The sequence below is a fragment of the Bacillus sp. LJBV19 genome, from assembly GCF_017797845.1.
In the GTDB taxonomy this organism is placed as follows: domain Bacteria; phylum Bacillota; class Bacilli; order Bacillales; family Bacillaceae; genus Bacillus; species Bacillus velezensis.
In genome coordinates, this window is record NZ_CP072563.1 from 2,438,460 (window position 1) to 2,451,181 (window position 12,722).

General features: G+C 47.5%; 14 protein-coding genes. All 14 read right to left on the bottom strand.

What is annotated here, in order from left to right:
- Nucleotides 1-93: 93 nt before the first annotated feature.
- The 14 genes from J6600_RS11580 to spoIIIAE all read right to left on the bottom strand — a co-directional run bounded on the left by J6600_RS11580 (nucleotide 94) and on the right by spoIIIAE (nucleotide 12,715).
- Nucleotides 94-939 (bottom strand): TlyA family RNA methyltransferase, encoded by an 846-nt coding sequence (locus J6600_RS11580; protein WP_209387424.1) that lies wholly within the window; start codon nucleotides 937-939, stop codon nucleotides 94-96.
- A complete protein-coding gene (gene dxs / locus J6600_RS11585; protein WP_022552977.1) occupies nucleotides 936-2,837 on the bottom strand; it encodes a 1-deoxy-D-xylulose-5-phosphate synthase in 1,902 nt (633 codons plus the stop codon). The genes J6600_RS11580 and dxs overlap by 4 nt, the downstream gene beginning before the upstream one ends.
- Before the next feature lie 143 nt (nucleotides 2,838-2,980).
- Nucleotides 2,981-3,871: a polyprenyl synthetase family protein gene (locus J6600_RS11590; protein ID WP_007408353.1), complete on the bottom strand. Its 891-nt coding sequence runs from the start codon at nucleotides 3,869-3,871 to the stop codon at nucleotides 2,981-2,983.
- Nucleotides 3,861-4,115 carry an exodeoxyribonuclease VII small subunit gene (locus J6600_RS11595; protein ID WP_007408352.1) on the bottom strand — a complete coding sequence of 85 codons (255 nt, stop codon included), beginning with the start codon at nucleotides 4,113-4,115 and terminating at the stop codon, nucleotides 3,861-3,863. The genes J6600_RS11590 and J6600_RS11595 overlap by 11 nt, the downstream gene beginning before the upstream one ends.
- Entirely contained in the window at nucleotides 4,115-5,458 is a 1,344-nt protein-coding gene (gene xseA / locus J6600_RS11600) for an exodeoxyribonuclease VII large subunit (protein WP_007408351.1), read from the bottom strand. Before xseA ends, J6600_RS11595 begins: the two co-directional genes overlap by 1 nt.
- 123 nt (nucleotides 5,459-5,581) lie before the next feature.
- Nucleotides 5,582-6,433: a bifunctional methylenetetrahydrofolate dehydrogenase/methenyltetrahydrofolate cyclohydrolase FolD gene (gene folD, locus J6600_RS11605; RefSeq protein ID WP_007408350.1), complete on the bottom strand. Its 852-nt coding sequence runs from the start codon at nucleotides 6,431-6,433 to the stop codon at nucleotides 5,582-5,584.
- Between the two features lie 11 nt (nucleotides 6,434-6,444).
- Nucleotides 6,445-6,837, bottom strand: coding sequence for a transcription antitermination factor NusB (gene nusB, locus J6600_RS11610; protein WP_007408349.1), 393 nt, complete (start codon nucleotides 6,835-6,837; stop codon nucleotides 6,445-6,447).
- A 264-nt stretch (nucleotides 6,838-7,101) separates the two neighbouring features.
- A complete protein-coding gene (locus J6600_RS11615; RefSeq protein WP_003153156.1) occupies nucleotides 7,102-7,509 on the bottom strand; it encodes an Asp23/Gls24 family envelope stress response protein in 408 nt (135 codons plus the stop codon).
- A gap of 21 nt (nucleotides 7,510-7,530) precedes the next feature.
- Nucleotides 7,531-8,883: an acetyl-CoA carboxylase biotin carboxylase subunit gene (gene accC / locus J6600_RS11620; protein WP_007408348.1), complete on the bottom strand. Its 1,353-nt coding sequence runs from the start codon at nucleotides 8,881-8,883 to the stop codon at nucleotides 7,531-7,533.
- A 14-nt stretch (nucleotides 8,884-8,897) separates the two neighbouring features.
- Nucleotides 8,898-9,377 (bottom strand): acetyl-CoA carboxylase biotin carboxyl carrier protein, encoded by a 480-nt coding sequence (accB, locus tag J6600_RS11625; RefSeq protein WP_007612510.1) that lies wholly within the window; start codon nucleotides 9,375-9,377, stop codon nucleotides 8,898-8,900.
- Between the two features lie 153 nt (nucleotides 9,378-9,530).
- Nucleotides 9,531-10,181, bottom strand: coding sequence for a SpoIIIAH-like family protein (locus J6600_RS11630; protein ID WP_007408346.1), 651 nt, complete (start codon nucleotides 10,179-10,181; stop codon nucleotides 9,531-9,533).
- A gap of 3 nt (nucleotides 10,182-10,184) precedes the next feature.
- Nucleotides 10,185-10,877, bottom strand: coding sequence for a stage III sporulation protein AG (spoIIIAG, locus tag J6600_RS11635; RefSeq protein WP_014418358.1), 693 nt, complete (start codon nucleotides 10,875-10,877; stop codon nucleotides 10,185-10,187).
- On the bottom strand, nucleotides 10,870-11,490 hold the full coding sequence (gene spoIIIAF, locus J6600_RS11640; RefSeq protein WP_003153146.1) for a stage III sporulation protein AF: 621 nt from the start codon (nucleotides 11,488-11,490) through the stop codon (nucleotides 10,870-10,872). Before spoIIIAF ends, spoIIIAG begins: the two co-directional genes overlap by 8 nt.
- Nucleotides 11,491-11,506: 16 nt before the next feature.
- Nucleotides 11,507-12,715, bottom strand: coding sequence for a stage III sporulation protein AE (gene spoIIIAE / locus J6600_RS11645; protein ID WP_003153145.1), 1,209 nt, complete (start codon nucleotides 12,713-12,715; stop codon nucleotides 11,507-11,509).
- Nucleotides 12,716-12,722: the final 7 nt, after the last annotated feature.

Below are 12,722 nucleotides of genomic sequence, written 5' to 3' on the forward strand. Positions count from 1 at the left end.
AGCACCTCTGTTTTCAAGCTGTTCTTGTCATTATGTTAACCGCTTCTTGATAAAAAGTACATGATGGCAGAAAAAAGGAATAATAGCCCCCTATTATTCCGGTACATCTGTCTTTTTGGCTTTTAATGTTTCATGTGCTTCGCGGACGGTACGGAGAATGTCTTCTCCCGGCAGTTCAGCGCCGTTTCCGTCTTCTCCGCCCCATTCCAAATGAAGCAAAAACTCAATATTGCCGTCTCCCCCTGTAATCGGTGAGAAGGATAGTCCTTTCACTGTATATCCTTCAGAAGCGGCAAATTGATTCATGCGGCGGAGAACGTCAGTATGAACGCCTGGATCTCTGACAATGCCTTTTTTTCCGACGGATTCCCGTCCGGCTTCAAATTGCGGCTTTACCAGTGCGATACAATCGCTCCCCGGTACAAGCAGCGTTTTTAAAACCGGCAGAATGAGGCGGAGTGAGATGAAAGAAACATCGATTGTCGCAAATTCCGGCAAACCCTCTGTGAAATCGGAAGGCTCGGAATAGCGGAAATTCGTCCGTTCCATGACGACGACCCTCTCGTCCTGTCTGAGCTTCCAAGCAAGCTGATTATAGCCGACATCCACTGCGTAAGACCGCTCGGCTCCGTTTTGAAGGGCGCAATCCGTGAATCCCCCTGTAGACGAGCCGATGTCAATCATCGTTTTGCCTTTTACCGAGACGGGAAACACTTCCAGGGCTTTTTCAAGCTTTAATCCGCCTCTGCTGACGTATTTAAGAGGGTTTCCTTTTACCGTTAACGGAAGATCCCGGGCGATTTTTTCACCCGGTTTGTCCAATCGGTTTTCATTTGAGTATACGATGCCCGCCATAATGGCGCGTTTCGCTTTTTCCCGCGTTTCCGCAAGGCCTTTTTCTACAAGAAGTACATCTAATCGTTCTTTTTTTGCTGTCATGATCCAATTCCTTTATGTGTCTTCGGCGGCATCAGCAGTTTGATCCGGTTCATAACCTCAGCCTTCGTGAGACCGATTTCTTCAAGCAGGGCGGTTACGCTGCCGTGTTCAATAAACCGGTCTGGGATGCCCATTCTGTCAATCGGTGTATGATACATGCCGAGGTCATGAGCGAATTCGAGAATCGTGCTGCCGAATCCGCCTTCAAGCACGGCTTCTTCTATCGTTAAAATCGGCAGACCTTCATTAAGAATGGCCTTCATCATTTGTTTATCAATCGGTTTTATGAACCGCGCATTCACGACACGCACGGACAGGCCTTCTTTTTGCAGTTCTTCAGCCGCTTCCAGCGCCATTTCAATGGTCGTACCGAATGTTAAAATGACCGCGTCTTTTCCGGGACGGAGCACTTCCCATGTTCCGATCGGAATGGTTTTCAGCTCTTTATCCATCTTTACGCCGAGTCCGTTTCCGCGCGGGAAGCGCATCGCGATCGGACCTTCCTCATAATTAAGGGCTGTATTGACCATATGGCGGCCTTCATTTTCATCCTTCGGCATCATTAAAACGAGATTTGGTATATGCCGCAAAAAGGCGATGTCAAAGACGCCTTGATGCGTCTCCCCGTCAGCGCCGACCAAACCGGCGCGGTCAATGCCGATAAATACATTCGCGTTTTGACGGCAGATGTCATGGACGACCTGATCGTACGCCCGCTGCAAAAAGGTCGAATAAATCGCAAGAAACGGCTTCATGCCTTGGAGCGCCATTCCAGCCGCCATCGTCGCCGCATGCTGTTCTGCGATTCCGACATCAAACATGCGTTCAGGGAATTCTTTCGCAAACCCTTCCAGTTTAGAGCCGACCGGCATGGCCGGTGTAATCGCGACAATTCTGTCATCCTCGCGCGCCAGCTCCTGCACGGTGCCGCTGACAAGTCCGCTCCATGAAGGCGCCGCGGCTTTCGGCTTGACGAAATCACCCGTATTGATTTTATACGGACCCGTTCCGTGCCATGTGCCGATTGTGTCGGTCTCAGCCGGTTTATAGCCTTTGCCCTTTTTCGTAATGACATGTAACAGGACAGGGCCTTTCGTTTTTTTGGCGTATTGCAGGTTTTCAAACAGTTCGTGGTAGGAATGACCGTCAACCGGGCCTAAATACGTAAAGCCCAGCTCTTCAAAAAACATGCCTGACACAAGCATATATTTCAAACTGTCTTTTATCCGTTCCGCTGTGGCGGCCAATTTTCCGCCGACGGCCGGGATGCGCTTAAATAAATATTCAAGCTCGTCTTTTACCCATTGATATTTGCCGGCAGTCCGAAGCCGTCCCAGCATAGAATGAATCGCCCCGACATTCGGCGCAATACTCATCTCATTATCATTCAGGATGACGATCATGTCTTTTTTCTCATCACCGATATGGTTCAGCGCTTCAAGCGCCATTCCTCCGGTTAAAGCGCCGTCTCCGATAATCGGGATGATATATTCCTTCGATCCTTTAATATCACGGGCGGCAGCCATTCCCATCGCGCCTGAGAGCGAGGTTGAGCTGTGGCCTGTTTCCCATACGTCATGTTCGCTTTCGCTGCGTTTCGGGAAACCGCAAAGCCCTTTATATTGGCGCAAGGTTTCAAACTCCTTGCCGCGTCCGGTTAACAGTTTATGAACATAGGACTGATGTCCGACATCCCATAAAAATTTATCTTTCGGACTGTCAAATTCTTTGTGAAGCGCAATTGTCAGCTCGACAACCCCGAGGTTCGGCCCGATATGGCCGCCAGAGGCAGACAGCGATGTGATGAGGAAATTGCGGATCTCCTCACTCAGCTCTTCCAGCTCTTCAATTGACATCTTTTTAAGAAATGACGGGTCCTGTATTGATAAAAGATCCAAAGCGGATCAACTCACTTTCAGCATGAATTTCTGCAAATTAAACAGTGTCTTTTTGAAAAAAGAAAAAGACTCCCTTTGTATTTTCATCGAAACTGCTTACATTTTACCATAGGAGCGGCAGCCCCTTCAAATCAGGACCGTTTTTAATGATCTCTCGCCGCGATTAAATCACAGAGGTCATGCAGCAATTCTTTCTGAAGAGAAAGGCCGCTGATAATCTGTTTCGCCTCGCTGATATGATACGCAAGCTTTTCTTTCGCGCCTTCAAGCGTTAAAAGCGACGGATACGTTGATTTTTCGTTCGACGTGTCTGAGCCGACCGGTTTGCCGATCCTCTCCTCATGCCCTTCAATATCAAGGATGTCGTCTCTGATTTGAAATCCGATGCCGATATGGCTGCTGAACAAACGGAGCTTTTCGACTTCATCCTCCGGTGCATCTGCCAAAATGGCGCCCGCCGTCACGGAAAAACCGAGGAGCTTGGCCGTTTTCCGCTCGTGGATGGATTCCAGCTCCTCAAGCGTTATCCGCTTTTGTTCCGCTTCCATGTCGGCAGCCTGCCCGCCGACCATTCCTTCCGTTCCTGCCGCACTAATCAGCTCATCGACGAGACGGAGGCGTTTTTCTGCTGAAACCGCCTCAGACACGTGAGATGTGATCAATTTAAAGCTTTCTGTCAGAAGCCCGTCTCCGGCCAATACGGCCGCCGCTTCTCCGAAGACTTTATGGTTTGTGGGCTTTCCCCGGCGCAGATCATCATCGTCCATGCAAGGAAGATCATCATGGATTAAAGAATACGTATGAATCATTTCGACAGCGCACCCGACCGGAATCCCGTCTTTTTCATCTTTTCCGTAAGCATTCAGAACGGCTAAGACGACGAGGGGGCGCAGCCTCTTTCCGCCCGCTTCCAAAGAATACAGCATAGATTTTTTGAGGGTTTCCGGCATCGCAAGCCGTTCTGTATACAAAGAAAGCTGCTGTTCAATCAGTTGTTTGCGCGATGCTAAAAATGCGTCCAGTTTATTTGTCACCTTCGTCTTCCTCCTGAACGCTGAAAGGTGCAAGTTCGCCGTTATCTTTTAAAATAAAGTCCATTTGCTTTTCGACATGCTGAAGCTTTTCATGGCACATTTTTGAAAGGGCCATCCCTTCCTGAAAATAATTAATCGCCTGCTCCAGCGGCACGTCTCCTTCTTCAAGCTTTGCCACAATGCCTTCAAGGCCTTTCATCGCCTCTTCAAATGTCAGCTCTTCACTTTTTTTGGTTTCTGTCATTATCGTTCGCCTCTCTTTTGCAATACTTCACACGTCAGAACGCCGTCTGTCATCTTTACTTCAAGCGTATCATTTTGTTCCACTTGATCAACGCTTTTGATCAGCTCTTTGTCTTTATAGGCCAGACTGTATCCTCTCTCCATCACCTGAAGGGGACTTAATGCATTCAGTTTACCAAGAACCGTCTGAAACTGCGAATGAAGCTGCTTCAGCTGGACATTCATGCTTCGGGCGAGCTGATTTGAGCGCTCCTCGTACCGTTTTTTCGCCTGTTTCAGCTGGGTTTCAGGGTGGAGCGCCGTTAATCTGTACGTATTCCGTTCCAGCTGCCTTTGTTTCCTGTCCGTAAGCCCTGTGAGCTGTGATTGGAACTGCTGATACAAAAGGTCAAACTGCTGTTCTTTTTGGGTGTACAATCGTTTCGGAAAACGGAACGCGTAGGATGACTGGAGCGATTGAACCCGTTCTTTTTTCTTGCTGATATGCTGCTGCATCGCTCTTGTCAGGCGGACTTCCGCCGTTTTTGTCCGTTCCATTAAGTCCGTCGTGTGGGGAACGGCGATTTCTGCCGCTCCTGTCGGCGTTGCCGCCCGGATATCCGCGACGAAATCACTGATTGTAAAATCGGTTTCATGTCCGACGGCTGATATAATCGGAATGGCGGAAGCAAAAATCGCCCGGGCCACGATTTCTTCGTTAAATGCCCACAATTCTTCGATCGAGCCCCCTCCCCTTCCGACGATCAGGACGTCACACATTTTTTGTGCATTGGCTTCTTCAATGCGCTTCACAATCGATCTGCTGGCATTTTCACCTTGAACGAGCGCGGGAAGCACAATGACTTTCACAAGGGGGTATCTTCTTTTGAGTGTGGTAATGACGTCTCTGACGGCTGCTCCCGTCGGTGACGTGACGACCCCGATCGTAGCCGGAAAAGCGGGGATGGCCTGCTTATGCCGGTCATCAAACAACCCTTCGCCGGCAAGTTTTTTCTTTAATTCTTCATATGCTAAGTAGAGCGCCCCCACACCGTCCGGCTGCATTTCTTTCGCGTACAGCTGATAGCTTCCGCTCGGTTCATAGACGGAGATGCCGCCTCTTACGATGACCTTCATTCCGTCTTCGGGCTTAAACGCAAGCCTCGAACTTTGCCTCTGAAACATGACGGCCTGCATGCGGGCATGCTCATCTTTTAATGTAAAATAAATGTGGCCTCTCGTATGGATTTTAACATTGGAGAGCTCACCCTTAATCCAAATGTCTTCAAGATGAGGGTCCACATCGAATTTTCGTTTAATGTATTTGGTCAGCGCGGAAACCGTGACATATGCCGCTTCACTCACATCCTGCACTCCTTTCATAAAGGCTTTTTGCCCTAAACTAAGAAAACCCGCTCTGGCTGAAAGGAGCCTTAAGAAGCGGGTATCGTGCTCATTGTCACACTTTTTGTGACTGTCTCCGGTTATCTATGATAACGTACGTCTGGCAGATTTAACAGTATTATGCGCAAGCATTGTGATGGTCATCGGACCTACTCCGCCCGGCACCGGCGTAATGAAAGATGCTTTTTCTTTCGCTTCATCAAACTGAACGTCTCCGCAGAGTTTTCCGCTTTCGAGACGGTTGACGCCGACATCAATGACAATGGCGCCCTCTTTGATTTGATCGGCTTTGATGAAGTTCGCTTTACCGACCGCTACCACAAGAATATCTGCTTTTTTCGTATGCTCAGACATATTTTTCGTGCGGGAATGGCAATATGTGACGGTCGCGTTTTCGTTCAGCAGCAGCTGGCCGACCGGTTTACCGACAATATTGCTTCGTCCGACTACAACAACTTCTTTGCCGGAAAGATCTACGTTCGTCTTTTTCAGTAACTCGACAATTCCGTGCGGCGTGCATGGAAGAAATGTATCTTCGCCAAGCAGCATTTTCCCGACGTTGAGAGGGTGGAAACCGTCAACATCCTTATCAGGGGAGATCCGCTCGATTACGGCTTTTTCAGAAATATGATCCGGGAGCGGCAGCTGGACGAGAATGCCGTGGAATTCCGGATTTTGATTATACTGATCAATCACTGTTAAAAGCTCCGCCTCGGTTAAGCTTGAGTCAAAGCGGTCAAGCTTAAATTTCATTCCCATTGTTTCAGCGGCTTTTTTCTTGCCTGTCACATATGAAACAGAAGCGGGATCGTCTCCGATTAAAATGACCGCCAAGCCAGGCACTACGCCTTGTGCTTTCAGCTCTTCTACTTCTTTTGCCAATTGTTCGCGTTTTTCTTTAGCCGTTTCTTTTCCGTCGATGATTGTTGCAGTCATTTTCTTTCCTCCTATGATTCGATATCAGTTTTAATGTTAGAAAGAACCCCGTTTACGAATTTTGCAGCTTTATCGTCGCCGAACCGTTTTGCCAGCTCGATTGCTTCGTTTAATGACACGTTAGCAGGAATGTCGTCAGAATAAACCATTTCATACACCGCCAGACGCAGGATCGCGCGGTCTACGTTTGCAATCCGGTCAAGCTTCCAATTGACGAGATGGCCGGAAATCATTTCATCAAGCTGAACCTGATGTTCGATCACTCCGTACACCAGCTGTTCAAAGAAGGCATCTGTTTTTTCACCATCAAGCGCGTGCTCAATGGCATCGTTCGGTGCAATATCGCTGACATCAATCTGAAAAAGTGCCTGCAAAGCTTTTTCTCTAGCTGTTCTTCTTTTCATTTTCTTTCTCCTTCAGATCCGCTTTATCCGCTTGTCGTTAAGCTTAAAGAGATCATAACATATTTTTTTCTCAATCGCATGTCGAAATTTAGGTTTTTTCACCCTAATGCCGAATATTTTCACAAACCGTATTAATTTCATTCGGATTTCACAGCATGAAGAAACTCGGCTGCCGTTTGTAAGCCGGCTTTCTTCATGCCTGAAATGACGGGAAACGTATAAAAAACCAAAGGGCTGCCCATCCCCTTGGTTTTTATACGCTCATTACATTTCTTCGTCGATTTCGACTTCTTGGGCTTTCGTGTCAAATTGAATGCCGACGATATGAATATTGATTTCATTAATGGTCAGAGACGTCATGTTTAATAAGGTTTGGCGGATATTCTCCTGAACGCTTGCCGCCACTTTCGGGATCGAGATCCCGAATTGAACGACGCAATAGACGTCGATGGTAATCCCGTCATCGGCTAAATCGACCTTTACGCCTTTGCCGTGATTGATTTTGCCGAAGCGTTCTACGACGCCCGTGGCGAAATTGCCGCGCATTTCAGCAACTCCTTCAACTTCGGAAGCGGCGATGCCGGCAATGACTTCAATGACCTCAGGAGCAATTTCAACCTTGCCTAAATGAGCCTCATCATGATCCATTTTAAGCACACTGTTGTCTTCCATTCAATTCACCTCCCGCAAAAATTATGAGCCCATTACATCATATGTTTCTAAAAACTTTGTATTAAACTCTCCGCTGACAAATGTTTCGTGTTCAAGCAGTTTCAAATGGAACGGAATCGTCGTTTCAATACCTTCAATCACGAATTCGCTCAGCGCGCGTTTCATCCGTGCGACTGCCTCATCACGCGTTGTTCCGTATGTGATGACTTTAGCAATCATACTGTCATAGTACGGCGGGATCGAATAGCCGGGATATGCGGCTGAATCCACGCGTACGCCAAGTCCGCCCGGCGGCAGGTACATGTTAATTTTACCGGGTGAAGGCATGAAGTTTTTCGCAGGATTTTCAGCGTTGATGCGGCATTCAATCGCCCAGCCGTTAAATTCAACGTCTTCCTGTCTGAGCGAGAGCTCCTGTCCGGATGCCACTTTGATCTGTTCTTTGATCAGATCCGTTCCCGTCACCATTTCTGTGACAGGGTGCTCTACTTGAATACGCGTGTTCATTTCCATGAAGTAGTAGCGCTGTTCTCTGTAGTCATAGATGAATTCTACTGTGCCGGCTCCCGTGTAACCGACGGCCTTCGCTGCTTTTACCGCTGCTTCGCCCATCTGCTCCCTGATTTCAGAATCAAGCGCAGGTGACGGTGACTCTTCAAGAAGTTTTTGCAGACGTCTTTGGATAGAACAGTCACGCTCTCCGAGATGGATCGTGTTTCCGTAATTATCCGCAAGCACCTGAATTTCAACATGGCGGAAATCTTCGATGTACTTCTCGATGTACACACCCGGATTTCCGAATGCCGTAGCGGCTTCCTGCTGGGTAATCTCAATGCCTTTGATCAGTTCTTCTTCTGTGCGTGCGACCCGGATGCCTTTTCCGCCTCCGCCCGCAGTGGCTTTTATAATGACAGGATACCCAATTTCACCTGCAAGCGAAACCGCTTCTTCCGTATTTTTTATGATTCCTTTTGAACCGGGCACAATCGGCACGCCCGCCAGCTGCATCGTGTCGCGCGCGATATCTTTTGTTCCCATTTTTGAAATGGCGTCAGCCGTAGGGCCGACAAACGTTACGTTTAATTCCTCGCACAGCTCGGCAAAGTCGGCGTTTTCAGCTAAAAACCCGTATCCCGGATGAATCGCATCCGTGCCGGTCAGTTTTGCGACGCTGACGATGTTCGTTACATTTAAATAGCTTTCTTTTGATGTTTTCGGCCCGATACAAAAAGCCTCATCGGCCATTTGGACATGCAGGGCGTCTTTATCTGCCTCAGAATAAACGGCTACAGTTTCAATGCCCAGCTCTTTGCAGGCCCGGATGATTCTGACGGCGATTTCTCCTCGGTTGGCGATCAATAGCTTTTTAATCATAATAGCAGGTCTCCTTACTCAGCTTTTACAAGAAATAGAGGTTGTCCGTATTCGACCAGCTGGCCGTTTTCAACTAACACTTCAACGATTTCTCCTTTTACTTCGGCTTCAATCTCGTTAAAGAGTTTCATTGCTTCTACGATACAAACAACTGTATTTTCGCTCACTTTTGAACCTTGGTTTACGTAAGGGCCGGCTTCCGGCGATGAAGAAGCATAAAACGTTCCGACCATCGGAGACGTAATTTTGTGCAGGTTTTCGTCTTGTTTCGGCGCTTCCTGAGCAGGAGCGGCTTCACGCGCTTCCGGTTTTGCAGCCTGCGGAGCAGGTGCGTAAGCGGCGGGAACGGCTTGGGCTTGTCCCGTTACATTCACTGCCGGCGCTTCATTTTTTTTCAGTTTGAGGCTTACGCCTTCAATTTCGTAAACAAATTCGTCGATGGAAGATTCATCGATTCTTTTTATCAGTTCATGAATTTCGTTGATTTTTAACATCAGTTTCCACTCCTATGTATAAAAAATAGAAATTTATGGGTTGCTACTAAAAGTACATACTATGTTTATCTTACAGGAGCGCTTGTGTAAATTCAACACTGATCTAAAATGACATCAGAAAAGCCCGCAGCGGGTGCGGGCGGTTCAGGTCTCTTACTTTGTCGGTTCAAACGTGACGGCGACGTCTTTCATCGTCTTGATTTCTTTTTCCACCAGGTCAATGATAGCGGAAGCTTTTGCGTTTGAATGTTTGTCAGACATGACGGTAATGTTGATTTTGTCTCCTTCAGCATCCACGAGCGCATCTTTGTAGCCTTGTGTTTTAATCAGCGTTTCCAGCTGTTTTTCCGTCCCTTCAGCATTGCTCAGCGCCGTCATTTTATCGTAGGCTTCGCTTTTTTCCTTTGCGGTCGCATCATCGCTTGAAACAATGCTGTTTAACTGTTCCCTTTCTTTGCTTCTCGCGTCTTCAAGTTCCATACGGTATGCGGTAAATAAGTTTTCATCAGCTGTTTCTGTGGCGACCGATCCGTCTTTGTCCGATGCTTCGGCTGATGTTTCTTTATCCTCTTTTGTGCCTTTAGAATCTTTCGTTCCTTTTGTGCCGTCTTCTTTTTCCGTGCCGCTTCCGCTCTTATCTTTCGTTTCAGGAGCCGGCGTTTTTTCAGTGGCGACTTCTCCGCTGCTTTTTTCGCTTTTCATCTGCACGGCATTTTTGCTTTCCGGCGACATAATATAATAAACACTTAATACCACGACGAGACTGAGCATTGTTAAAAGCCAAACCGTTTGTTTTTTCAGCATGATTTATGAATCCTCCTTGATTTTTTTAGGGGCAACCGCTACACGGTAGCTCGGAACATCAAGCACCCTTGTGACGGCATCAATGATGGTTTTTTTTATTTGAACGTTGTCCACTCCCTGAGCGACAACGAGTACACCGCGGATATCGGGCTTTTTCGTCTGGACGACGACCGGGGTTTCCTGGTCCCCGTTTCGAATCATGACAATTTGTTCTTCAGAGGTTTGATCGGTTACGCTTCTTTTGCCGCCTTCTTTATCAGTTTCTTCAGTGGTGGTGTCTTTTTTCGTTTTATTTTTCTCAAACACTTTCAAAGATGTTGCGTCTACATTTACGACAATTGAGACATCCTCCACGCCGATAATCGTTTCAAGGATTTCTTTCAGCTGGTTTTCATAGTCTCTTTCGTAATCATCGATTGTGGTTTTTGCGCTGCCGTCTTTCGATGCCTTAAAAACGGGTGCGCTTTTTTGCCCGCTTTTGTCTTCCGTTCGGCCGGACATGACGGTCTGCGCCGTTTGGTCCTTCCCGGTTTTCTCCGGTGAAGAGAACAGCTGGCTGACCAGCATAAAAGATACCCCGAGCACAAACACGAACAGAAAGTAATGATATTTTGTCAGTTTTGGTTTTTCTCCGTCTTTCGCCTGTCCGATCATCAGCTGTTTTTTGAGTATGGTCCATAGTCCGTTTTTATTCATGGCCGTTTTTCTCCCCGCCTTCCATATAAACCGTAATTTTCTCACTGCCGATTTCCCATATATCCGCAAGTTTTTCTTTGATGTCTGCAGCCTCTTTTTTGTCGGCTGCGCCTTCCGGTTCGTATTTGCGGTCTGTGCGGATGTCGATCGGTGCGACGGTTTGCACGGTTTTTTCAGAAGATGGGGCCATATACACGCTGATCGTTTTTACATCTTCTTCTGAACGAACCTGTTCTTCCGCTGTAAGGCGGATGTCGTCTATTTTGTATTCGTCATGACTGAACATCTCCTCCGCTTTCTTTTTTAGTTGGACAGCCATTTCTTCTAAAACATATGCGCGGTTTGATGCTTGTATTTCTTTTTTTTCTGATTTGATTTGATTTTTTATATCAGCGGATTGAGATTGCTCTTGTTTTGTCAAATAATCGAAGATGATTTCCGGGTCTGTTTTGAAAAGTTTGAATATCGGGTTGAGCATGACAATGATTAACAGCAGGCTGACAACCATCTTTGCGTATTTTTGCATACTGGAGCTGGGCAGCAGCATGTCGATGACGATGGCGAATAAGATAAATAAAATAATGCTTGTCAGCCATTCTGTTAAAAAGCTCATATCCAATGGGCCTCCTTTATTTCATCATCATGGTGAGGTTGCCTGCTGTAATAATGACTGTGATGCTGAGGAAAAACATGAGAGAGACGATGGCGAGCGCCGCGAAAATATACAGTACGCTTCTGCTGATGACGCCGAGGCACGTAATGACGGGCCCGCCTCCGAGCGGCTGCAGAATAGCGGCCGCGAGCTTATAAATAAAAGCGAGCGAGAGCACTTTGATCGCCGGAAACGCGGAGATGCAGATCAAAATTCCGACTCCGAGGATTCCCACGGTGTTTTTTAATAGGAGCGAGGCGCTGATGACCGTATCCGTCGCATCCGTAAACATCCGGCCGAGTACGGGAATAAAATTGCCTGTTATAAATTTTGCAGTCCTGAGCGTAATCCCGTCCGTCACGGCAGCCGAAGCCCCCTGTACGGAGATGACGCCGAGAAACACGGTGAGGAATACGGCAAGCGCGCCGATCGCGATATTTCTGAGCAGATTGGCAAGCTGCGTGACTTTATATTGATCCGTCATCGTGCTGACGATGCTTAAAATCGCTGACAGGAAGATAAGCGGCATGACGATGTTTTGAATGAGAAGGCCGCTCGTATTCATCAGAAATAAAATAACGGGGTGAAAAAAAGCTGCGGAGACGGCTCCCCCGGAAGACGCCAAAAGCGCGAGTAAAAGCGGGATAAGCGCGAGAATGAAGCTTGTCATCGTCTGGATCGCTTCACTGGCATAATTGACAGCAACATGAAAGCTGTTTAAAGCGAGAATAATCAGCACCATGTAGACGATCGCATAAGCCACTTTGCTGACGGTGCTCTGCTGGAACGCATTTTGCAGGAGCTGCAGAATGACACAAAAAATGGTGAGAAGAATCAAAGTTCCCAGAAGCTTTCCGTTTGCGAGCACTTCATGAAACAAGTATGAAAATAAAGCCTTCAGCCATGCCTCCGGTGAGAACGTTTTTTCTCCGTTAATAAAGTCGATGATGCTTCCCTTTTGGCTTTCAGGCAGAAGACCGCCGTATTCTGTCATGATGTCGTCCCAAAACTTTCCGATGCCTTCTGTTTTCAGCGCTTCGGCCTGCTTTTTCGCCACTTCATCAGCGGATTCTTGGTGAACTGCGGTTTCCTGCGACGCACCGTCTGTTCCGGCAGCTTGTACACATTCAGTCTGAAAAAATAAGAGGATGAACAAAAAAGCTCCCGCCCACCGAAAGCGCTTCATTTTTTGT